The sequence below is a fragment of the Halomonas alkaliantarctica genome (genome assembly GCF_029854215.1).
GTDB lineage: Bacteria > Pseudomonadota > Gammaproteobacteria > Pseudomonadales > Halomonadaceae > Vreelandella > Vreelandella alkaliantarctica_A.
The window spans coordinates 2,465,834-2,487,603 of sequence record NZ_CP122961.1 but is presented as its reverse complement, the minus strand read 5'-3'; the positions used below and the strand labels follow the sequence as shown (position 1 = coordinate 2,487,603).

Below are 21,770 nucleotides of genomic sequence, written 5' to 3'. Positions count from 1 at the left end.
TTCTTGAGCGGCTTACCTCCCACCCCAATTCAATTGACCTCCCTTTGGCAAGTTGCTAGTTTACGCCCACTCTCAGGTGCTAGCGGTGGATAAAGCCGCTAGTGAAACGGGAAGTTGGTGAACGCCTTGCGTGATTCCAACGCTGCCCCCGCAACGGTGATCGAGATAAGAACGGCCAATACGCCACTGTGCTCACGCACGGGAAGGTGGTCGTTCGGAAAAGAGTGACTCTGCTTGCTAGAGACATCTTTCGCTCGTCAGCCCGGAGACCGGCCCGAGAGTAATGGTTCTGACTGAACCAAACCATGCCGAGGCGCGGAGGGCGTTCTTAGGGCAGTGAACGGTGGCGCAACGCTATCGTTACTCCCTTGTTTTTCCCTGCGTTCGGTCAAAAAAACTGCGTTGTGCGGGTGAGCACGACGAGCAAGGGATCCCACATGAATCACCGTTTCCACACGACCGCCAAACAGGCGGCGTTTTGTATGGCTGCGTTACCGCTAGCCATCTCCTTTTCTGCCCAGGCCCAATATGCTGAAGCGACGACCGACTTAGCCGCGCTAGATCCTGTCGTCGTGACTGCTGCGTTAGCGCCCCTTACCGCCAACGAAAGCCTCTCATCCGTTACTGTCTTAGATGAGGCTACGTTTCGCAATCAAGACCCCACCAGCCTGACGGATCTTCTGCGCGGCCAGCCGGGCGTTGATGTCACTAGCAACGGCAGCTTTGGAAAAAGCAGCAGCGTTTACCTGCGTGGTGCGCCCAGCGATGCCTCCGTGCTATTGATTGATGGCATTCGTCTGCGCTCCGCCACGGCGGGTGGGGCAGCATTCCAGTATTTAGACCCACGTATGTTTGACCGTGCGGAAATCGTGCGTGGGCCGCGTGGTAGCCTTTACGGCGCCGATGCGGTGGGCGGCGTTATTCAACTCTTTACGCCTGATGGTGATGAAGAGGGTCCGCAACCCAGAATTTCAGTCGGTGGTGGTTCATTTAATACTCAGCGAATAAGCGCAGGTGTTTCTGGCCGCGAGGGAGGCACGCGCTACAGCTTTGCCGGTAGTCATTTCAATACCGACGGCCAGCCGATTCGCAGGGGGGGTGAAGACAAAGGCTACGACAACACCTCTGCACTTGCGCGGGTGTCGCATACCTTTGAGAGTGGTGCTGAAGTCGGCGTGCTGGCGCTGCGTGCTCGCGGTCACAACGAATATGATGGCGGTGAGAATGACTTCGTCCAGCAGGTAGCGGGTATTTACGGCGAGCTGCCAGTTACCGATACCTGGCAGAGTCGATTGACCCTTAGCGAAGCCCGCGATGAACTCGACACAGTCGATAATTTCGGTAGCTCGGTCATTGATACCCGCACGCAAACCGCGCGCTGGCAGAATAATATTCAGTTTGGCCCTCATGAATTAATCGCTGGGGCAGAAATCAGCGAAGACCGCGTTTCAAGCACCAATGATTTTGATGTCACCAGTCGAGATAACACCGCTGTATTTACCCAAGGTCTGCTCGACTTCTCTCCGTTCGCCATTCAAGCAAGCTTGCGTTACGACGACAACGACGCTTACGGCGATGAAGTCACCGGCAGCCTGGCGCTGGGTTACGAGCTGGATAATTACCACACACTGCGTGCCAGTGTGGGCACTGCATTTAAAGCACCGAGCTTTAATGACCTTTATTGGCCAAATTCGGGTAACCCTGATCTCAATCCGGAAACCTCTGAAACCGTCGAGGTGGGCGTTCGCGGCCAATACAATCAGTGGTTCTGGGACTTGGCCGCCTTCCAAAACGACTACGATGACCTGATTGCCTGGGCACCGACGCCAAGCGGGTTATGGGCGCCGCAAAACGTTAACAGCGCGCGCATACGCGGTGCCGAACTTTCGAGCGGCGTCGAGGTTAACGACTGGACACTGCAGGCCGCCTTTACCTACCTGGATCCGGAGGACCAGGAAACCGGCAATCGATTAGCCCGCCGTGCTACCCAGAGTGTGCGCTTGGATGCAGACCGAGAGCTTGGCGATTGGTCGCTGGGTGGCTCATTAGTGGCGCAGAATCACCGCTACGATGATGCCGCCAATACCGAGCGTTTGAATGGCTATGGGCTGGTTAACCTGCGCGCTGGCTGGCAGTTTGCGCCGCTCTGGACGGCTCGTGTTACGCTAGAAAATGCCTTTGATAAAGAGTATTCAACTACCCGTGATTACATCAACGCCGGCCGAGCAGGGTTCTTGAGTGTTCACTTTGGCCAATAGGAAAAGTGGTTTAGCGCGCGGGGCCCTGGGCCTCGCGCTGTTGCTAATGGCAGCTGTGTCGCACGCCAACGAGCACTCGCGTTGTGCAGTGGATGATCGTGACCGTGAGGTCTGTCTTTACAATGCCGCTCAGCGAATTGCCACGCTCTCGCCAGGTGCAACCGAACTTACTTATGCGGCTGGCGCGGGTGATCAGGTAGTCGCCGTCGTCTCGTATAGCGACTATCCGCCGGAAGCCAAGCAAGTAGCGTCGGTGGGTAGCCATACCCGGATCGATTTAGAAAAGCTGGTGGGCTTGGCACCGGATTTAGTGATTGGCTGGGTAACCGGCAACCCCGCTGAACAGCTTGAAACCCTAGAAGCCTTGGGCATGCCGGTGTTCTACATTGAGCCCCGCGATATGGAGGGCGTGGCTAGTGCTATCGAGCGCTTGGCGCGGTTGGCAGGAACGGAAGCGGCCGGGCAGGCGGTGGCCGACAATTTCCGGGAGACCATGGCGGCCCTTGAAGAGCGCTACCGAGACCGGGAGCCGGTAACCACATTTTACCAAGTGTGGGATGAGCCGCTAATGAGCGTTAACGACCAGCACCTGATCGGCCAAGTGGTTGAGATGTGTGGCGGCAAGAATGTGTTTGGCGAACAAACACGCCTTGTGCCGCGGATCGATGATGAAGCGGTACTGGCAGCCAATCCTGAAGCGATTATTGCCGGTGGCATGGGCGAAGAGAATCGCCACTGGCTGACCCACTGGGAGCAGTACCCGAACTTGACGGCAGTGGCGGAGGAGAATCTCTTCTTTGTGCCGCCTTCACTGATTCAACGGCCCACACCGCGACTGATGGAGGGCACCCAGATCCTCTGTGAGAAGCTCGATATCGCCCGCCAAAAACGTGAGCGCAGTTAATGCTAGCGCGCCTGGGTCTCCCGCTTAGTCTGCTACTACTAGCGGCGCTGGCAGCGCTACTTTTAGCGCTAGGCGTCGGCAGCGCGCAGATTTCTCCTGCGCAAATTTGGGACTTGTTACAAGGCGAAGGCGATGCACTGGCGCGCACCATGGTGATGGAGCTGCGCTTGCCCAGAGCGCTTTCGGCGTTTGCCGTTGGCGGTTTGTTGGCGGTAGCCGGTGCTTTAATGCAGGTGCTACTGCGCAATCCCCTAGCTGACCCTTATGTACTCGGACTTTCCGGCGGTGCCTCTATCGGTGCATTGGCGGCCATGCTCGGTGGGTTAGGCGGGCTGGCGATTTCAAGCTCGGCGTTTGGCGGCGCGCTATTTTCGACGTTTTTAGTCTTCGGCTTGGCCCACGGCAGCGGCGGCTGGACGCCTTCGCGGCTGCTGCTCACCGGCGTCGTCGTTGCCGCAGGGTGGGGCGCAGTAATTACACTAATGCTGGCTATGAGCCCCGCCGAACGCCTGCCAGGCATGCTCTACTGGCTCATGGGCGATCTCTCCTATGCGCGCACGCCTTGGCCGCCGTTACTGCTGTTACTGGCCACCTGCGTGGTGCTGATTCCACTCGGGCGTAGCCTCAATGTGCTGGCCCGTGGCCCGCAGCAAGCCGCCGCGCTGGGCGTGGCGGTCAGGCCGCTTGAGTGGTGCATTTACGTTGCCGCTAGTTTGCTTACCGCCGCTGCCGTTACTACCGCAGGCAGCATTGGTTTTGTCGGTTTAGTCGTGCCCCACATACTGCGTTTGCTATTAGGCAACGACCAGCGACTGATACTGCCCGCCTGCGCATTGGCGGGCGGCACATTGTTGGTGTTGGCCGATACCTTGGCGCGCACGATGATCGCCCCGGAACAGCTACCCGTTGGGGTCATCACCGCGCTATTGGGCGTGCCCACCTTCCTGTTTCTGCTCTACCGGAGCCGCTGATGAGCGTACTGGCTACCCGCGAACTCATCATCGATGTGCCTGGCCGCGCAGGCGGTACGCCAATTAATATCACCATCCAACCAGGGCAAGTGTGGGGCGTACTAGGGCCTAACGGTGCGGGTAAAACGACGCTATTACACACCCTGGCCGGATTGCAGGCGCCGCGTTCAGGCAGTGTTCAGCTTAATGACGCCACGCTTGGTCAACTGCGCCGCCGCCATGTTGCTCAGCGATTGGGGGTGGTGTTTCAAGACCGTCAGGATGGCTTTCCCGCGACCGTATTGGAAACCGCGCTGATAGGCCGTCACCCTTATTTATCGCCCTGGCAGATGGAGGGGGCTGAAGACTACGCCCGCGCGGAAGCCGCCCTTGAGCGACTGGATGTAGCACACCTGCGTGACCGCTTGGTAAGCACACTTTCTGGCGGTGAGCGCCAGCGGGTGGCGATTGCCACGGTGCTGACGCAGGCACCCAATGTGTGGCTGGCGGATGAACCGACTAACCACTTGGACCTACATCATCAGAGTGCCGTGATGGCGCTAATGGCAGAACAGGCCGCCCAGGGCCGGGCGGTCATCATGTGCTTACACGACCTCAACCTTGCTGCCCGCTGGTGCGACCATGTGTTGCTGCTTTATCCCAACGGCGAGGCGTGCTGGGGCCCGCGGGATAGGATGCTGGTGCCCAGCGCGCTGGAAGATCTCTACCGCCAAAAGCTAGCAGTGGTAGAGGTGGATGGCGCACCGGTGTTTGTGCCGATAAAAGAGTAGTGCTTACTGCTCCAGTTCATCTCGCCAAGCGTGGCGGGGTGCGAAGCCGACCAGACGGCGGGCTTTTTCGATGCTGTAGAAGGTTTCAAATTCGCCCATTTCGCGCTTGATGGGTACGCCTGAGTAGAAGCGTTCAATCACCTGGGCATTGGTCAGGCCCACTGACAGTTCATTATTGGCGACGTTGAACACCTGGTAGCCCAGGCCATCCGTTTTCAGGCAGCAATCGACCATCTGGCCCAGATCGCGGGCGTCGATGTAGGCGAAAATGTTGCGGCGACGCAGGGCGGGGTCGTCCATGTAGGCTGGGAAATCCTGACGGTACTCGTGGGGCTCGATAACGTTGTTGATGCGCAGGCCGTAGATGTCGATGCCCGAGCGCGCCTGGAAGGAGCGCGCAGTCACCTCGTTGACCACCTTACTCATGGCGTAGCTATCTTGAGGCACGGTGGGGTGCTCTTCATCGACGGGCAAGTAGTCGGGTTTTTGCTCGCCATCAGCGAAACAGACGCCGTAGGTGGTCTCGCTGGAAGCGAAGATGACCTTGGGGATGCCCAGCTTGGTGGCGGCATCAAGAATGTTGTAGGTACTTAGCGCATTGATGCGGTAGGTCTCGTTGTCCGGCCGATGCAGGATGGCGGGTATGGCCGCAAAGTGGACAATCGCATCATAGCGCGGCACGCCGGTGCCGGGTTCCAGCTCATCGAACCCAGCGTAGGCCTGGCACGCATTAAACACTTGCCCAGCATCGGTCAGATCGGTTTTCAGGGTAGCAATACCGGGTACATCAGATGTGGCCCAGTCCAGATTGGTGACGCGGTGGCCTTGATCGCGAAGATAAGCGGTTGCATGACGGCCAGCCTTGCCACTGCCGCCGGTGAACAGGATGCGCATATGAACCCCAATAATGAATAGATTTAACCACTCACCTTAGCAAAGAAAAATCCTCACATCCGAAAATGATTTTGTGTTCTACACTAAAAATGATTCGGAACCTTGTTGATCCGATTAATCAGCGTCTGACCCTAACAATAGCGTGATTACAAAAACGGGAGGTCGTTATGGTCAATCATGTTTGGGGGCTTCTCCATCATCCTGAACGGGAGTGGTATAAAATCAGCGAGGAGCATGAGTCTGTTAGTCATCTCTATGCTCACCATGTTCTGTTACTCGCTGCCGTTCCTGTTGTCTGTGCCCTGATAGGCACCACCCAGGTAGGCTGGACTTACGGTGGCTCGGCAACCTATAAAGTCTCTCTTGCCAACGGTATCGCCTTAGGCGTGGCTTTTTATGCGCTGATGCTAGTGGCAGTGGGTATTGTGGGCAGCATGATCCATTGGATGGCTCGCCGAATTGAGAACCGACCTAGCCGCCGCGACTGTATTATCTTCGCGGGTTATATTGCGACACCGATGTTCCTGTGTGGCGTTTTTGCCCTCTATCCGGCTTTCTGGTTTTGTGTGCTGGGTATGGTGATCGGGCTGCTCTACAGCGCCTATCTACTCTATAAGGGAACCCCCAGCTTTTTGGGTATCAGCCATGAGCGCGGGTTTATACTGTCAACAACGACGCTCGGTATCGGTGTTTTGGTACTGGAGGCGCTGCTCGTGGTGATTGTGCTTCTGTGGAGTATGGGCACGGATCACAGCGTGGTTTGGCATTTTTTCCGATGAATGGACGCCGTAGCGCTTGATACTGGCGCTAGCTTAAATAGCACTCCGAAAAAGCATTATCTGCTTGCCATCGGCAGGGTCGTCGATCATTCGCGCATGCACACCAAACGTTTGCTCTAGCCTGTTGGGGGTGAGTACGTCTTGGGGCTGGCCGCTATCGATCAAGCGGCCGCCGTCCATCACGCCGATACGGTCACACTCCATGGCTTGGTTAAGGTCATGCAGTGAGATAACTACCGTGATTGGTAGTTGCCTGACCAATTCAAGAATCGACAGCTGGTGGCGAATATCTAGATGGTTGGTGGGTTCATCCAATAACAGAATTTTAGGCTGTTGTGCCAGCGCCCTGGCAATATGCACGCGCTGGCGTTCGCCGCCCGACAGGGTATGCCAAAGACGATCCGTCATATGCGCCATATCAACGTCGCGCAGCGCCTGCGCCACGATGGCATCGTCTTCCATCGACCAGGGGCGCAGCGCGGAAAGGAAGGGGGTGCGGCCCAGTGAGACCACCTGGCGCACGGTAATGCGGTCGGTAGTTTCGGCCTGCTGTTCCACCAGAGCGATGGACTGGGCGATTGCCCGTTGCTTGAGGGTGTGCATTGGCTGGTGGTCAACCAGCACCCGGCCAGACTTGGGTTTGTTCAAGCCTGCCAACAGGCGCAGCAGGGAAGTTTTCCCAGAGCCGTTCGGCCCCACCAGGCCAAAGGTTTGGCCGGGCTCGACGGTAAGATTGACGTCAGCAAGCAGTGGCGTGCCGTGCACTGACCAAGCAAGCTTTTCAGCCGTTAATCGCATTAAGACCTCTTGCCGCGAACCAGAATAAACGCAAAAGCAGGCGCGCCGATCAGTGAGGTAATCACCCCGATAGGGAGTACTTGGCCGGAGACCAGCACCCGGGAAAGAATATCCGAGCCGATCAAAAACACCGCACCAGCCAAGGCCGTGGCCGGTACCAGCCGGGTATGGCGGCTACCGACGATAAAACGCATGGCGTGGGGGATCACCAGGCCAACAAAGCCGATGGCTCCCACGATAGACACCATCACGGCCGTGACCAGTGCCATGGCGATAATCAGCATGCCACGCACCGGGCGCACGGCGATGCCCATGGAGGCGGCACTGTCGGCGCCGAAGGTAAACGCATCCAGGGAGCGCCGGTGCCACAGGCAAACCAGCAGCCCGAACAGCGCAGCAGGTACCGCCAAGGTTACATCGGCCCAGCGCACCCCGGATAGATTGCCCATCAGCCAGAACATGATGCCCCGCGCCTGCTCGGCGCTCGCTGACGTGGTAATGATAAAAGCGGTCAGCGCATTGAACAGCTGCGAGCCTGCAATGCCTGCCAGAATAATCGCCCCTGCGGCCTGAACGCCACGCCCGCCACCCACACCGCTGTTGGCTGCATGGGCGAGCATCACCACAATGCCAAAGGATAGCAGGGCGCCCACAAAGGCACCCAGGGAGAGCGAAAGCGCCCCTGCGCCTAAGCCTGCAACTGCCACCGCAACGGCACCCGTAGAGGCTCCGGCGGAAATGCCCATCAAGTAAGGATCGGCCAGGGGGTTGCGCAACAGCGCCTGCAGCACGACTCCCGCCAGGGCCAGGCTGGTTCCGCAACAGGCGGCGACCACGGCGCGGCTGAGGCGATAGTTCCAGATAATGCCCGCGTCGATGCGGTCAACCGCGTAATCGGCGCCTAAAAGCTGATTGGCGAGCACTTTCAAAATGGTATCCACAGGAATCGGTGTCTCACCGATGGCCGTGCCCGCGATCAGCGCTGTAACCAGCACCAGCGGCGTTATCCATAGCCAACGCAACCCGAAGCGCGCGGAGGTAGCCCTCGTTAGCGCTATGCTCATTCGTTAAACGACATATTGGATAGTGCCTCGGCAAGTGTTTCAAGGCCGTAAATAGTGCGCATAGTGGCGCTCATGGCGTGGGCGTCCATCTCGACGATACGGTTATTTTTAACCGCGCTCATCTCGCGGGTGACCGGGTCGCTGCGTAAAAACTCACGTTTTGCTTCAATGTCATCAGCGGGAAAACGGCGGCGATCCATACTGGCGATAACAAGCACATCGGGGTCTGCTCTGGCGATGCTTTCCCAGCCCACCGTGGGCCACTCTTCGTCAGACTCGATGACATTACGAATGCCGAGTTTTTCCATCATATACCCCGGTGCCCCCAGTTGCCCCGCCACGAAAGGGCTAACTCCCAGATCTGTCGATGAAAACCAGAATGCCGCCGACAAGTCTTCCGCTAAATCAAGGCTGCTCGCCAAGTCGATAGCGCGCTGTTCGCGGGCGGTAAGGTCGGCTATCAGCGCCTCGCCAGCGTCTTGAACATCGTAGATCTCGGCTAACTCGGTGATCCCTTTATAGATGGACTCCGTCGAGAAGGCGGCGGTGCGGGTACCATCGCCACCGGTAGAGTTATCCTTGGTGTCGCAATCGGCGGGCATGACGTAAGTGTTGATGCCCAGCTCATGAAACTGATCCCGGCTGGCCACGCTGCCGGTGGGGCCCACGTGCCACTCGTACTGTACCGCCACCAGATCAGGGCGCTTATTGACCACGGCCTCGAAGCTCGGGTCGTCGTTGGCAATTCGCTCGATCTCGGCATTAGCCTCAGCAAATTGGGGAAGAACCGGATTAAACCAAACCGAGGTGCCATTCACTCTATCAGCTAACCCTAGCGAGTAGAGAATCTCTGTGGCTGATTGGCCCACTGTTACCGTTTGCTCGGGTGCTGATGCAACGCTTATCTCTACACCGCAGTTGGTTAAGTTCACGGGATAATTGGTGGCATCGGCCATCGCGTAAGAAGCGGGCAGTAGCGATGTCGCTGTCAGCAGATAGCGTAGGATCTTCATGTCTGGCTTCCAGTAAACGTGTGGGCTAGAGAGTTGATGGCCGAATAACATTTTTATTAGCGTACATATGTAATGTTATAACATAATTGATCGACTTAATGTCAAAGATCAGCCGTATCTTACCTTATGCTTATCTGGGCTGTCTCTTGGGTGGGTCCTGGGAGCTAAACTGGCTTCGCCGCCATGCCTTCCTCTATACTGCATGCCTTTATGTCATCACTTCTTTATGAATGGTTTTATCATTACTCACCTGGTTATCATGAATCAAACTCAAGTCCGTTGGTCATCAAAGTGTTCAGCAAAGGTCGGTGGGTTGGCAGGCTTGCCTAGCACGGGAGGTGCCGGTGAGTGAGTTTCCGTTTGCGGCGGTGGTCGGTCAGAAACCGCTGAAAACCGCCTTGTTGCTGAATGCTATTAACCCCCGCATTGGCGGTGTGTTGATCAGCGGCCCCCGGGGGAGTGCGAAGTCCACCCTGGCGCGGGCGCTGGCAGAGGTTTTGCCTAAAGACCAAAGCGGCAAAAAACCACCCTTTGTGACTTTACCCCTCGGTGCCAGCGAAGACCGCCTGGTGGGCAGCCTGGATCTGAACAAGGTGTTGGCCGAGCGCGAAGCCACGTTTCATGACGGCTTGCTCGCCAAGGCCCACGGCGGGGTGCTTTACGTGGATGAGGTCAATCTGCTGCCGGATATGCTGGTGGATTTGCTGCTGGACGTGGCCGCCAGTGGCGTCAACGTGGTCGAGCGCGATGGCATCAGCCACTCCCACCCGGCGCGCTTTAGCCTGATCGGCACAATGAACCCGGATGAGGGCGAGCTGCGCCCACAGTTACTCGACCGTTTCGGCCTCTGCCTCGAGCAGACGGGTGCCATGAGCATCGACGAGCGTATTGCTATCGTCCAGCAGCGCGACGGCTTTGACCGCGACCCCGAGGCCTATAAAGCGCAGTTTGCGGCCGAGCAGGCCGCGCTAATGCAGCAGTTGGAAGACGCCCAGCAGGCGCTGGCAACGGTGGCGACCGAAAGCTGGGTCTACGCGACGATTGCCCAGCGCTGCGAAGCCGCCGGTGTTGAGGGAATGCGGGCAGACGTTACCTGGCACCGGGCAGCCCAGGCCCATGCGGCCTGGCGAGGCGCGGCGAGCGTTAGCCAGACAGATATCGATACGGTTGAACCCTGGGTGCTTGCTCACCGGCGGACGCGTTCATCAGACGCTGGTTCAGACGCCCAACCCCCCGAGCAAAGCGGGGGTTCCTCAAGCCCGCCACCTTCCACGCCGCCTGATCGGTCGTCGGGTGTTGGCGAGGATCATCGCAACAGCGCTGGCCCGTCAGACCCTCAAAACGGCGGGTCAGGCCAGTGGGGCGCCATGCCGCCCCAGGCTCAGCAAGTGATCAGTTCCCCCGCGTCGCCCTGGCCGGACGAGCCTTCGAGCAAGACTTTAAACCAGGCTTCCAGCAGCGCCGAATCACCGGCAACGTCGGGCAGCGGCCAAACGCAAGGCCGTGGCCGCTCCCAAGTAGCGACCTCGCGGCTGGACGGGTTCGCGACGCTGATCGCCAATCGCGGCCAGTGGCCCTGGCAGCAGCTAAAGATGCGTAAGTCCCGCGCCGGGCAGGCGACTGCCCATCTGGTGTTGCTGGACACTTCCGGTTCCACCCTGGGGCAACGCCTGTTAGGCCAGGCAAAGGGGCTGGTAGAATCGCTGGTCGGCCAAGCCTACGCCGCGCGGGAGCAGGTCGCGGTGCTGGGGTTTGGCAACGGTGGCGTGGTGCCGATACTCTCCCGCCGCCGGGCGCCCAAAAACCCGCGGGGCACGCTTGAGGCGGCCAACGGCGGTGGCGGCACCCCGCTGCGGGAAGCCATCATTGAAGCCAAGCGGCTGATCCGCCAGTGGCAGCGCCGCGAGCCCGGCCTGAAGGTGCGCACCTATCTGATTACCGATGGCCGCACCCGGGAAACCGTTGACGACCTCGCCCCGCTGGATGACTGCCTGCTGATCGATACCGAACAGTCCAGAGTCAAATGCGGGCAGGGCGCGCGAATTGCCCAACAGCTGGGCGCGCGTTACTGGCCTGCCTCGTTTGGCAAACCCTCTATGGCGCCTACTGTCTCTGCACATCAACCTGGGAACCTCTCATGAGCGACGCAAGCCACCTCAATCGTATGCGGCGTAAAAAAGACGTGGTCGATGAGCGCATCAGCAAGGCAACGGAAGAACGCGGCGTGCTGATTCTGCTCAAAGGCAACGGCAAGGGTAAAAGTAGCTCCGCCTTTGGCACCATGGCGCGTTCACTGGGGCACGGTCAGCAGTGCGCGGTGATTCAGTTCATCAAAGGCCGCCGCGAAACCGGCGAGTACCTGTTCTTTCGTGATCATCCCAAGCTTGATTGGCACATCATGGGCCACGGCTTTACCTGGGAAACCCAAGACAGGGAGCGTGATATCGAAGCTGCCCAGGACGCTTGGTTGGTCGCCAAAGGGCTGCTGGAAAACCCCGCCTATCAACTGATCGTGCTGGACGAGATGAGCTATATGTTCAAGTACGGCTATCTCGACCCCGAGCCGGTGGTGGAAGCACTTAAGCGCCGCCCGGCACACCAGAACGTCATCATTACCGGGCGCACCATGGTCACGCCGCTGCAGGAAATCGCCGATACCATCAGCGTTGTTCAAGATGAGCGCCACGCCTTTCGCGGCGGCGTCAAAGCCCAGGCGGGGATCGAATACTGATGACGACGCCAACCGCTCGCTGCCCCGCGCTGTTTATCGCCGCCCCGGCCTCAGGCCAGGGCAAAACCACCGTCACCGCGGGCCTGGCGCGTCTATTGCGCAACCAGGGCAAGGTGGTGCGAGTGTTCAAGACCGGCCCGGACTACCTTGACCCGCAGATACTCGCCCAGGCCTCCGGCCAGCCGGTGGATCAGCTGGATCTATGGATGGCAGGCGAGGCCTACTGCCGCCAGCGCTTTTATGACGCCGCCTGTGAAGCGGACTTGATCCTGGTGGAAGGCGCTATGGGGCTGTTCGACGGCGAGCCCTCCAGCGCCGATCTAGCGGCTCTGTTCGATATTCCCATGGCGATCGTCATGGATGTAAAAGGCATGGCCCAGACCGCCGCCGCGCTGGTCTCGGGGCTGGCCAGCTTTCGCGACGACATTCATATCGCCGGGCTGATCGCCAATGCCTGCGGCTCGGCGCGACATCGGGAGTTGATCGAAGACGCGCTGCCGCCGACGATTCCTCTGCTGGCCGCCATGCCTCGCGACCCCGCGCTGTCGCTCCCCGAGCGCCACCTGGGCCTCGTCCAGGCGGCGGAGATTCGAGAGGATCTGGAAGCCCGCTTTGAGGCGGGTGCCAAAGCGCTGGAAGCCGCCGGGCTGCTGGACGCGCTCGCCGCGCTTTCACCGGTGACCTTTACCGCCCCCCAGGAACAACTTGCGGCCGCTAAGCCGTTGCTCAACGGCCACACCATTGGCGTGGCCCGGGACGCCGCCTTCAGCTTTGTCTATCAGGCCAACCTCGACCTGCTGGAGCAGATGGGCGCGACGCTGCGCTTCTTTTCACCGCTGACGGATAGCCACCTGCCCGAATGCGACGCCCTGTGGCTGCCCGGTGGCTACCCGGAGCTTCACGCTCAAACGCTGGCGAATAACGGCGCCATGCGTTCGGCCATTGATGCGTTCTATAGTGCCGACAAACCCATTCTGGCCGAGTGTGGCGGGCTGCTGTACTGTCTGGAAACCCTGACCGACTACGACGATATTACCCACACCATGCTGGGCCTGCTGCCTGGGCAAGGCGCCATGCGCGGGCGGCGGGGCTGCCAGGGGATGCAAACCGCCGAGCTGCCGGAAGGCCCGGTTCGCGGCCATGCGCACCACCGCTCCATGGCGGAAGGCACCCCCGAGCCGATTGGCCACGGCCGCCGCCAGCGGCACCCCGCACCGGGGGAGGCGATTTACCGCCAAAAGCGCCTGACGGCGACCTATTTGCACCTGTTTTTCCCTAATAATCCTGACGCTGTGGCTCGCTTGTTTTCATCAACGCCTTTTTTATCAACCCAGGCGCACGCCGAACAGCAACTTCTTAGCGAGGCATTTACCCATGCAACTCAATAAAATTCCCGCCACGGTCGTCACTGGTTTCCTGGGCAGCGGTAAAACAACGCTGCTGGCCAATATTCTGCGTCAGGTGACCGGCAAACGGATCGCCGTGATCGTCAATGAGTTTGGCGAACAGGATATCGACTCCAGCCTGCTGCGCAGCTGTGCGCTGGGGTGTGAAGAGGGTAGCGAAGGCGGGCAGCTAGACGGAGAAGACGGCAGCATCTATGAACTTGCCAACGGCTGTATCTGCTGCACCGTGGAAGAAGAGTTTCTGCCGGTCATGAAAAAGCTGGTCGCCCGCCGCGACGATATCGACCACATCCTGATCGAAACCAGCGGCCTGGCGCTGCCCAAGCCACTGGTGCAGGCGTTCAACTGGCCCGACGTGCGCCAGCACTGCACTGTGGATGCGATTATTACCGTGATCGACGGCCCCGCCGTGGCCGCCGGGCGCTATGCCAGCGACGTGGACAAGGTGGCCGCCCAGCGCCTCGCCGACGAGAGCCTGGATCACGACCCCAGCCTGCGCGAGCTGCTCGATGACCAGCTTAGCGCGGCGGATCTGGTGCTGGTCAGCAAGGCCGACCTGCTCAGCCCGGAAGAGCGCACACAGGTGGAAGCCGTGATTCAGGCACGGGTGACGGCCTCGGTGAAAACGCTATTTATCGATCAGACCCAGACCACCGACACCACCCAGTTGGAAGCACTGATGGGCATCGGTGCAGCCAGCGAAAAAAACATCGATAGCATTACCAATCACCACGACAAGCACCACGCCGAAGGCGCTCACCACGATCACGCCCACGATAATTTTGATTCCTGCGTGATCACCCTGGGCGAAGTCGATGGAGATATCCTGGCCGAGAAGCTCCAGCAACTGCTGAAAAGCCACGAGATATACCGCGCCAAGGGCTTTGCGGCGATTCCGGGCAAGCCCATGCGCCGAGTGATTCAAGCGGTGGGAGAGCGTTTGGAAGGCTACTTCGACCGACTGTGGGCTCAGGACGAAATCCGCCAAACCCAATTAGTGATTATTGGCAAACACCTGGATAGTGCAGCGCTGCGTGATGCGCTGGCTGAAGCAGAGGTTCAAACGGCTACCTAATGCACTTATTTGCCGCCAAGCCCGGAGGCTTTGTCGATGATGAAGGCATCATCGACCTGCAACAGAGCCCCGCCGAGGTCGTGATACTCTCCGCCGCCGATAGCAATCTCTCGGCGCTGGCCCAGGCGGTTGATCGTCTGGGCGAAGCGTACCCCTCGGTGCGGTTGGCCAACTGGATGAACCTGGTAAAACCCGCTGCCTACGATCTCTACGAAGATCGGGTGCTGGAAAAGGCTCAGTTGGTCATCGTCTCGCTGCTGGGCGGCAAGGCCTACTGGCAGTATGGCCACGAACGCCTGCTGGCCTGGGCGGCAGCCAAACCCGAGCGCCAACTGATACTGGTGCCGGGCTGCGATGCCCCCGATGACGCCCTGCTGGAAGACTCCACCATCGCCTTCGATGACGCGTATCGCGTGTGGCGCTACCTACGCGAGGGCGGTACCGATAACGCCGAGCAGCTGCTACGCTTTGTCGCCAATGAGTATATGGCCAGCGAGTGTATAGATAGGTCGTTGGGTGACTGGCAGGAGCCCAAGGTCATTCCGCCAGCGGTGATTTATGCGCCGCAGGAGCAGCAGGCGTCCAGCCTCAGCGAGTGGCGCGATCGCCAGGTACCCGGGCGGCCGGTGTGCCTGCTGCTGTTTTATCGCAGCCATTTACAGGGGGCGAACACCGCTGTGCCCGACGGCATGATCGCAGCGCTTAAAGACCAGGGGCTTGAGCCGTTAGCGGTGGCCGTGGCGTCCCTGAAAGAAGGGCCGTGCATTGATTTTATCAATCACCTGATTGAGCAGACCGGCGCGATGCTGGTAATTAACACCACGAGCTTTGCGGTCAATCGTAACGCCGACCAGGTCGATGCCCAGGGTAAAGAGGGGAGTGAAGAATTACCCGCTGACCTTCAAAACAGTCTGTTTGTAGGGCGTCCGGTCGTGCTCCAGGCGATTCTTGCCAGCAGCACCAGTGAAGACTGGCAGGGCATGGCTGCCGGGCTGCATAGTCGCGATGTGGCGATGCAGGTGGTGCTCCCCGAAATGGATGGCCGCATCATCACCCGGGCCGTGGGCTTTAAAGCCGAAGCCCACTACAACCCGCGCTGCCAACTGGCGGTGACCCACCACGTGATCCACCCGGAGCGGGCCGCCTTTGTGGCCGAGCTGGCGCGGCGCATTTGTTCGCTGCGACTGACCCCCAACGGGCAAAAGCGTGTCGCGCTGATCATGGCCAACTACCCCAATCGTGATGGCCGGATCGGTAACGGGGTCGGGCTGGATACGCCTGCGTCGACGCTGCAGATTCTCAGCGCCCTGAAAGCGTCGGGTTACCCGCTCAGCGAGCTGCCGGAAAACGGCGATGAATTGATCCGCCAGCTTCAGGGCGCGGTAACCAACGACCACGCCAGCCTCGACCAGCGCGCCTGCTGGCAGAGCATCAGCGTTGATGACTACCTGGCCTGGTTTCAAACCCTGCCCAGCGAGCTGCAGGAAACCGTATGGACGCGCTGGGGCGCGCCTCACGAAGACCCCAAATGTCGCCAGGGACGCTTGATGATCGCCGGTATTCGTCTGGGGGAGACCTTTGTGGGTATCCAGCCGGAACGCGACTTTATCGACGATCTCACCCAGTCCTACCACGATATGGAGCTGGCGCCGCCGCACAGTTACCTGGCGTTTTATTTTTGGCTGCGTGAGCACTACCAGGTCGATGCGGTTATCCATGTGGGCAAGCACGGTAATTTAGAATGGCTGCCGGGTAAAAGCATCGCCTTGAGCGCCGACTGCTGGCCGGATATTGCTCTGGGGCCACTGCCGCACTTTTATCCGTTTATCGTCAACGACCCCGGTGAGGGCGCCCAGGCCAAGCGCCGCAGTCAGGCGGTGATTATAGATCACCTGATGCCGCCATTGGCGCGGGCCGAACTCTACGGCCCTATGGCCGAGCTTGAAGCGCTCACCGACGAATATTACCAAGCGCTGGATATGGATCCCCGCCGGGAAGCGCTGATACGCAGCCAGATTCTCGCCCACCTGCGTGATACCGGTATCGACCAGGAGCTGGCGCACGCCGTGGATAGCGCTGATGACGCCGAGATTCTTAACGAGCTGGACACCTTCCTGTGCGACATCAAGGAATCGCAGATTCGTCACGGCCTTCACATACTCGGCACGCTGCCTCCGGAAGAGAAGCGGTCGGGCACCTTGGTGGCACTGTTGCGGCTCCCCCGGGGCGAAACGGTGGCCAGCCGCGGCCTGCTGCACAACCTGGCCAGCGATTTAGGCTTGGATTTTGATCCGTTAGCCGCGGGCAGCGAGCCTTGGCAGGGGCCCAAACCAGCTATTTTAAGCCAGCAGCTCGATACCCCCTGGCGCACCGGGGCGGATGCCCGCGAGCGCCTGGAACTGCTGGCCGAACGCTGGGTGGCCGACTACGTATTGGCAGACGGCTGCCTGGACGACCTGGGCCGAGATTACCCCGCTACGGCAGCGCAGCTGCGCTACGCCCGCGACCAGCTATGGGTCACCATGCAGCGCGGCGTGAAGATGGAGCTTCAGTCGCTGCTCGACGGCCTCGAGGGCATCTTCGTGCCTGCCGGGCCCAGCGGTGCGCCCAGCCGGGGGCGGCTGGATACGCTGCCCACTGGGCGCAACTTTTTCAGTGTCGATAACCGCTCGATTCCATCGCCCGCCGCCTGGACGCTGGGCGAAAAATCCGCCCAGGCGTTTGTCGAGCGCTACCTGCAGGATCACGGCGACTATCCGCGGCGGTTGGGGCTATCCATCTGGGGCACTGCGACCATGCGCACTGGCGGCGATGACATCGCCCAGGCCTTCGCGCTGATGGGCGTGCGTCCCCTCTGGTCGCTGGGTTCCCAGCGGGTGAGCGACTTTGAAGTCATTCCCTCGATGCTGCTCAATCGCCCCAGGGTAGACGTCACGCTGCGGGTGTCCGGGTTCTTCCGCGACGCCTTCCCCAACGTGATTCGCCTGTTTGACGCCGCCGTTCAGGCGGTGGCGCGCTATGAAGAGCCGGGTAACAGCAACACCATCCGCGCTGCGGTGCTTTCCCGCCAGCAAGAGCTGGAAGACCAGGGGCTAAGCCCGGAGATGGCCGCCCAGGAGGCGAGCTACCGTATTTTCGGCAGCAAGCCCGGCGAATACGGCGCGGGCCTCAACCGGCTGATTGAAAACCGCGCCTGGGACAGCGCCGACGATTTGGCCGAGGCCTACATGGGTGCAGGCGCCTACGCCTACGGTCAGTTCAAGGCCTCCGGTACCGCCGCGCGCGGTGCCTTCGAGCAGCAGCTCCAAGGGCTGGATGCGGTGATGCAAAATCAGGATAACCGCGAGCACGATATTCTCGATTCCAACAGCTACTACGCCTTCCAGGGCGGCATGGCCAACGCCACCCGCTCGCTGAGCGGAAAGGCGCCGGAGATTTACCACGCCGACCACGCCAACCCTGCGATGCCCAAGATTCGCACCTTGAAAGAGGAGCTGGCAAAGGTGATTCGCTCACGGGTGCTGAACCCCAAATGGATCAACGCCATGCGCGAGCACGGCTACAAAGGCGCCTTTGAGATGGCCGCCACGGTGGACTACCTATTTGCCTACGACGCCACCACCGACCTGATTGCCGACTACCAGTACGCACAGGTAAGCGACGCCCTGGTGCTCGACGCCGCCAATCAGCAGTTTCTGCGCGACCACAACCCCGCAGCTCTGGAAGAGATGGCCGAGCGCTTACTCGAAGCCGCCCAGCGAGGCATGTGGCAAGACCCCGGCGAGCACGGCCAAGCACTTCAGGATCTGCTGCTGGAAATGGACGAAGCCAAAGAGACCAATGGTCATGCCTCCCAGCCCGCGCATTAAAGGCTGGTGCCCCGGCGCGTGGCGACCCATGGCCACTGGCGATGGCCTGCTGGTGCGGGTGCGCCCGCCGCTGGGCCAGCTAACGCGGGAGCAGGTAGAGGCACTGTGCGACGCCGCCGAGACCTTCGGTAGCGGTTTAATCGAGCTGACCAGCCGGGCCAACCTGCAGCTGCGTGGGGTGAGCGACGAAAGCTGGCCGCCGCTGATGACGTTTCTGGTCGAACATCAACTAGTGAGCGGCGACCCGGAAGCAGAACGCCAGCCACAACTGATGCTGGCGCCCGCCTGGCAAAACGGCGATGACACCCCTACCATTGCCTGCCTGTTGCAGGCGCGGGGTAGCGAATTAGCCGCCATGCCCGGCAAAGTCGGTATCGCCATTGACGCGGGAAAAGCGCCGGTGCTCGGCGACAGCGCCGCCGATTTTCGCATCGAGCGCTCAACGGAAGGTGGCCTGCTGGTACGCGCCGATGGCCACGCGCTAGGCACGGCAGTGAGCGATGTTGGCGCCGCCGTCGAGCAGCTGATACGCCTGACCCACTGGTTCGTGGCTACCGGCGGTTGGGCGTCAGGCCGTATGCGGCGGCATACCGCACCGCTGCCCGACTGGGCGCCTGCCGATACCGCCCCTGCAGCTCCCGGCGAGAAGCTGGCGTTGGGTGAACATCGTGAGGGCATGGTGGTGGGGCTTCCCTTTGGCCGAGTGGCGGCTGAAACGCTGCGTGAGGCGGTCTCCCCGACAAATGGCTCCCAAACAAGTATCAGTGCGGTGCAGGTCACGCCCTGGCGACGCCTGTTGTTGAAGGATTGCGATACACTGCCTGCAGCTGATGGCTTGATCCGCCATAATAGCGACCCGCGGCTAGCGATGGACGCCTGCCCTGGCGCGCCCTCCTGTGAACAAGCGAGTGTCGCCACCCAGCCGCTTGCCGAGAAGCTAAGCGGCTGGGTGAAAGGAACCGTGCATATATCCGGCTGCGCTAAAGGCTGCGCCCGCCAACGACCGGCAGCACTGTGTCTTACCGGCCGCGATGGTCGCTTTGACGTGATAATCAATGGGCGCGCCGATAGCGCACCGCAGGCCACCGGGCTGAGTGAATCTGAAGTTATACGTTATTTGGAGAGTTTGGGTGCCCTATAAGTACGAAACCAGTGGCCCGGCGATTTACCGGGAATCGTTTGCGATTATTCGCAGTGAAGCCGAGCTTGGCCGCTTTTCAGTGGAAGAAGAGACCGTGGCGGTGCGCATGATTCACGCCGCCGGGCTGGTGGAATTGGCCGCGCATATTCATTTTCAAAATGACGTGGTTAATAAGGCTCGTGTCGCGTTAGAGCAGGGCGCACCGATTCTCTGCGATGCCCGCATGGTCTCCGAAGGCATCACCCGCAAGCGGCTGCCCGCTGACAACGAGATTATCTGCACCCTCAACGATGAGCGCACGCCCGGCCTCGCCCAGGAAATGGCCAACACCCGCTCGGCGGCGGCGCTGGAACTCTGGCGGCCGCACCTGGAAGGCGCCGTGGTCGCCATTGGTAACGCGCCCACCGCGCTGTTTCATCTGCTCAATATGCTCGAAGACCCGGCGTGCCCGCGCCCGGCGGCGATTATCGGCTGCCCGGTAGGCTTTGTCGGCGCGGCGGAATCCAAGGAAGCGCTGTTGGCTAACCCGACACTGCCCAGCTGCATCGTCCGCGGGCGTTTGGGCGGCAGCGCCGTGACGGTGGCGGCCATCAACGCCATGGCGGATCGTATCGAATGACCCAGGGAACGATATACGGCGTTGGCCTGGGGCCAGGCAGCCAAGACTTGATGAGCGTGCGCGCCGACCGCCTGATACGCGGGGCGACCCACGTGGCGTATTTCCGTAAAAAGGGCCGCTGCGGCCATGCACGCACTATCGTGGAGGGTATGATCCCACCCGGTGCCATCGAGCTGCCCATGGAATACCCGGTCACCACGGAAATTCCCTTCGACGACCCACGCTACAATGAGCTGCTGGCGGCCTTTTACGAACGCAGCGTGGCCCAGCTCGTCGAGATGGCAGAGGCCGGGTGCGATGTGGTGGTGCTGTGTGAAGGCGACCCGTTCTTCTACGGCTCCTTTATGCATCTCTATACGCGACTGCTAAACCGCGTGCCTGTCTCGGTGGTGCCGGGGATTACCGGTATGTCGGCAGCCTGGACAGCCACCGGGCAGCCAATTACCTGGGGCGATGACATCCTGACCGTGCTGATGGCCACGCTACCGGAAGAGGCATTGGCCGAGCGCATCGCGCAGACTGATGCGCTGGTGGTGATGAAGATTGGCCGCAACCTGGCCAAACTCCGGCGAGCACTGGTTCACGCTGGTCGCGAAGGAGAGGCATGGCTGATCGAGTACGCCGCCATGACGCAACAACGCGTAATGCCGCTGGCGGACGTTGGTGAGAGCGTGCCGTACTTCTCGATTGTGCTGATCCATGGCCACGGGAGGCGACCATGAGCGGCTGGCTGAAAATTGTCGGCCTGGGGCCGGGCTCCGAGGCCATGATTACCCCAGAGGTAACGGCCGCGCTATTGGATGCCACCGACGTGGTGGGCTATGTGCCCTACGTTAACCGGGTCGCGCCACGGGCTGGATTAGTCCGCCACGGCTCGGACAACCGCGAAGAGATCCGCCGGGCGGAGCAGGCGCTACAGCTGGCGCTTGAGGGGCATCGGGTAGTGGTGGTGTCTTCCGGTGACCCCGGCGTATTTGCCATGGCTGCTGCGGTATTCGAGGCGCTGGAAGTGGGCGATGCCCAGTGGTGCACGCTGGATATTCAGGTATTGCCGGGTATTTCCGCCATGCTGGCCGCCAGTGCCAGCGTTGGTGCGCCGCTAGGGCATGACTTCTGTTGTATTAACCTATCCGACAATTTGAAGCCTTGGGCACTGATTGAAAAGCGCCTGCGCCTGGCTGCCGAGGCCGACTTCGCCATGGCGTTTTACAACCCGCGCTCCAAGGCGCGCCCAGCGGGCTTCGAGCGCACGCTGGACATACTGCGGGAGGCCTGCGGGCCGGATCGATTGATCATCTTCGCCCGGGCGGTTTCAACGCCGGAAGAGTCGATTCGCGTCACCACCCTAGGTGAGGCGACGCCGGACATGGCCGATATGCGCACGCTGGTCATCGTCGGTTCCCAGCAGACGCGATTGATAGAGCGAGCCGGGGCACCGCTGGTGTATACGCCGCGCTCGGCTGATTAAGCGTATTGAA

General features: G+C 60.4%; 18 protein-coding genes and 1 riboswitch. Of the genes, 14 read left to right on the top strand and 4 right to left on the bottom strand.

Annotated elements, in window-relative coordinates; all coding sequences use genetic code 11:
- Positions 1-57: 57 nt before the first annotated feature.
- A riboswitch (cobalamin riboswitch) is annotated at positions 58-292 on the top strand.
- A gap of 145 nt (positions 293-437) precedes the next feature.
- Genes QEN58_RS11410 through QEN58_RS11395 form a run of 4 tightly spaced genes read left to right on the top strand, consistent with a single transcriptional unit; the run spans position 438 to position 4,903 of the window.
- On the top strand, positions 438-2,258 hold the full coding sequence (locus QEN58_RS11410; protein ID WP_280103784.1) for a TonB-dependent receptor domain-containing protein: 1,821 nt from the start codon (positions 438-440) through the stop codon (positions 2,256-2,258).
- Positions 2,259-2,304: 46 nt separating this feature from the next.
- Positions 2,305-3,162, top strand: a complete 858-nt coding sequence (locus QEN58_RS11405) for a cobalamin-binding protein (RefSeq protein WP_280103783.1) — start codon at positions 2,305-2,307, stop codon at positions 3,160-3,162.
- The gene (locus QEN58_RS11400) at positions 3,162-4,133 is read left to right on the top strand and encodes a FecCD family ABC transporter permease (protein WP_280103782.1); all 972 of its coding nucleotides are present in this window, start codon (positions 3,162-3,164) and stop codon (positions 4,131-4,133) included. The genes QEN58_RS11405 and QEN58_RS11400 overlap by 1 nt, the downstream gene beginning before the upstream one ends.
- A complete protein-coding gene (locus tag QEN58_RS11395; protein WP_280103781.1) occupies positions 4,133-4,903 on the top strand; it encodes an ABC transporter ATP-binding protein in 771 nt (256 codons plus the stop codon). The genes QEN58_RS11400 and QEN58_RS11395 overlap by 1 nt, the downstream gene beginning before the upstream one ends.
- A gap of 3 nt (positions 4,904-4,906) precedes the next feature.
- Here the strand turns inward: QEN58_RS11395 and QEN58_RS11390 are convergent, their stop codons facing one another.
- Positions 4,907-5,797, bottom strand: a complete 891-nt coding sequence (locus tag QEN58_RS11390) for an NAD-dependent epimerase/dehydratase family protein (RefSeq protein ID WP_280103780.1) — start codon at positions 5,795-5,797, stop codon at positions 4,907-4,909.
- A 167-nt stretch (positions 5,798-5,964) separates the two neighbouring features.
- Here QEN58_RS11390 and QEN58_RS11385 point away from each other — a divergent pair, with 167 nt between their 5' ends.
- Positions 5,965-6,576 (top strand): Yip1 family protein, encoded by a 612-nt coding sequence (locus QEN58_RS11385; protein WP_280103779.1) that lies wholly within the window; start codon positions 5,965-5,967, stop codon positions 6,574-6,576.
- A gap of 33 nt (positions 6,577-6,609) precedes the next feature.
- On the opposite strand, the gene QEN58_RS11380 is transcribed toward QEN58_RS11385, so the two are convergent.
- From QEN58_RS11380 to QEN58_RS11370, 3 genes are read right to left on the bottom strand one after another with little or no spacing between them, the layout of a single operon-like run.
- Positions 6,610-7,374: an ABC transporter ATP-binding protein gene (locus QEN58_RS11380; RefSeq protein ID WP_280103778.1), complete on the bottom strand. Its 765-nt coding sequence runs from the start codon at positions 7,372-7,374 to the stop codon at positions 6,610-6,612.
- Positions 7,374-8,438 (bottom strand): FecCD family ABC transporter permease, encoded by a 1,065-nt coding sequence (locus tag QEN58_RS11375; protein WP_280103777.1) that lies wholly within the window; start codon positions 8,436-8,438, stop codon positions 7,374-7,376. The genes QEN58_RS11380 and QEN58_RS11375 overlap by 1 nt, the downstream gene beginning before the upstream one ends.
- Complete coding sequence (locus QEN58_RS11370) at positions 8,435-9,394, bottom strand: ABC transporter substrate-binding protein (protein ID WP_425270328.1); 960 nt, start codon at positions 9,392-9,394, stop codon at positions 8,435-8,437. The genes QEN58_RS11375 and QEN58_RS11370 overlap by 4 nt, the downstream gene beginning before the upstream one ends.
- Before the next feature lie 401 nt (positions 9,395-9,795).
- On the opposite strand from QEN58_RS11370, the gene QEN58_RS11365 reads away from it, so the two are divergent.
- The 9 genes from QEN58_RS11365 to cobJ are packed head-to-tail and all read left to right on the top strand — an operon-like array spanning position 9,796 to position 21,760.
- Positions 9,796-11,592 carry an AAA family ATPase gene (locus QEN58_RS11365; protein WP_280103775.1) on the top strand — a complete coding sequence of 599 codons (1,797 nt, stop codon included), beginning with the start codon at positions 9,796-9,798 and terminating at the stop codon, positions 11,590-11,592.
- Positions 11,589-12,182 carry a cob(I)yrinic acid a,c-diamide adenosyltransferase gene (gene cobO, locus QEN58_RS11360; RefSeq protein ID WP_280103774.1) on the top strand — a complete coding sequence of 198 codons (594 nt, stop codon included), beginning with the start codon at positions 11,589-11,591 and terminating at the stop codon, positions 12,180-12,182. Before QEN58_RS11365 ends, cobO begins: the two co-directional genes overlap by 4 nt.
- Entirely contained in the window at positions 12,182-13,570 is a 1,389-nt protein-coding gene (locus QEN58_RS11355) for a cobyrinic acid a,c-diamide synthase CobB (protein WP_280103773.1), read from the top strand. The genes cobO and QEN58_RS11355 overlap by 1 nt, the downstream gene beginning before the upstream one ends.
- Positions 13,557-14,663 carry a cobalamin biosynthesis protein CobW gene (gene cobW, locus QEN58_RS11350; RefSeq protein ID WP_280103772.1) on the top strand — a complete coding sequence of 369 codons (1,107 nt, stop codon included), beginning with the start codon at positions 13,557-13,559 and terminating at the stop codon, positions 14,661-14,663. The genes QEN58_RS11355 and cobW overlap by 14 nt, the downstream gene beginning before the upstream one ends.
- Positions 14,663-18,532, top strand: a complete 3,870-nt coding sequence (cobN, locus tag QEN58_RS11345) for a cobaltochelatase subunit CobN (RefSeq protein ID WP_280103771.1) — start codon at positions 14,663-14,665, stop codon at positions 18,530-18,532. Before cobW ends, cobN begins: the two co-directional genes overlap by 1 nt.
- Positions 18,510-19,673, top strand: coding sequence for a cobalamin biosynthesis protein CobG (locus QEN58_RS11340; protein ID WP_280103770.1), 1,164 nt, complete (start codon positions 18,510-18,512; stop codon positions 19,671-19,673). The genes cobN and QEN58_RS11340 overlap by 23 nt, the downstream gene beginning before the upstream one ends.
- Complete coding sequence (locus QEN58_RS11335; protein WP_280103769.1) at positions 19,663-20,292, top strand: precorrin-8X methylmutase; 630 nt, start codon at positions 19,663-19,665, stop codon at positions 20,290-20,292. Before QEN58_RS11340 ends, QEN58_RS11335 begins: the two co-directional genes overlap by 11 nt.
- Positions 20,289-21,014, top strand: a complete 726-nt coding sequence (locus tag QEN58_RS11330; RefSeq protein WP_280103768.1) for a precorrin-2 C(20)-methyltransferase — start codon at positions 20,289-20,291, stop codon at positions 21,012-21,014. Before QEN58_RS11335 ends, QEN58_RS11330 begins: the two co-directional genes overlap by 4 nt.
- Positions 21,011-21,760 carry a precorrin-3B C(17)-methyltransferase gene (cobJ, locus tag QEN58_RS11325; protein WP_280103767.1) on the top strand — a complete coding sequence of 250 codons (750 nt, stop codon included), beginning with the start codon at positions 21,011-21,013 and terminating at the stop codon, positions 21,758-21,760. Before QEN58_RS11330 ends, cobJ begins: the two co-directional genes overlap by 4 nt.
- Positions 21,761-21,770: the final 10 nt, after the last annotated feature.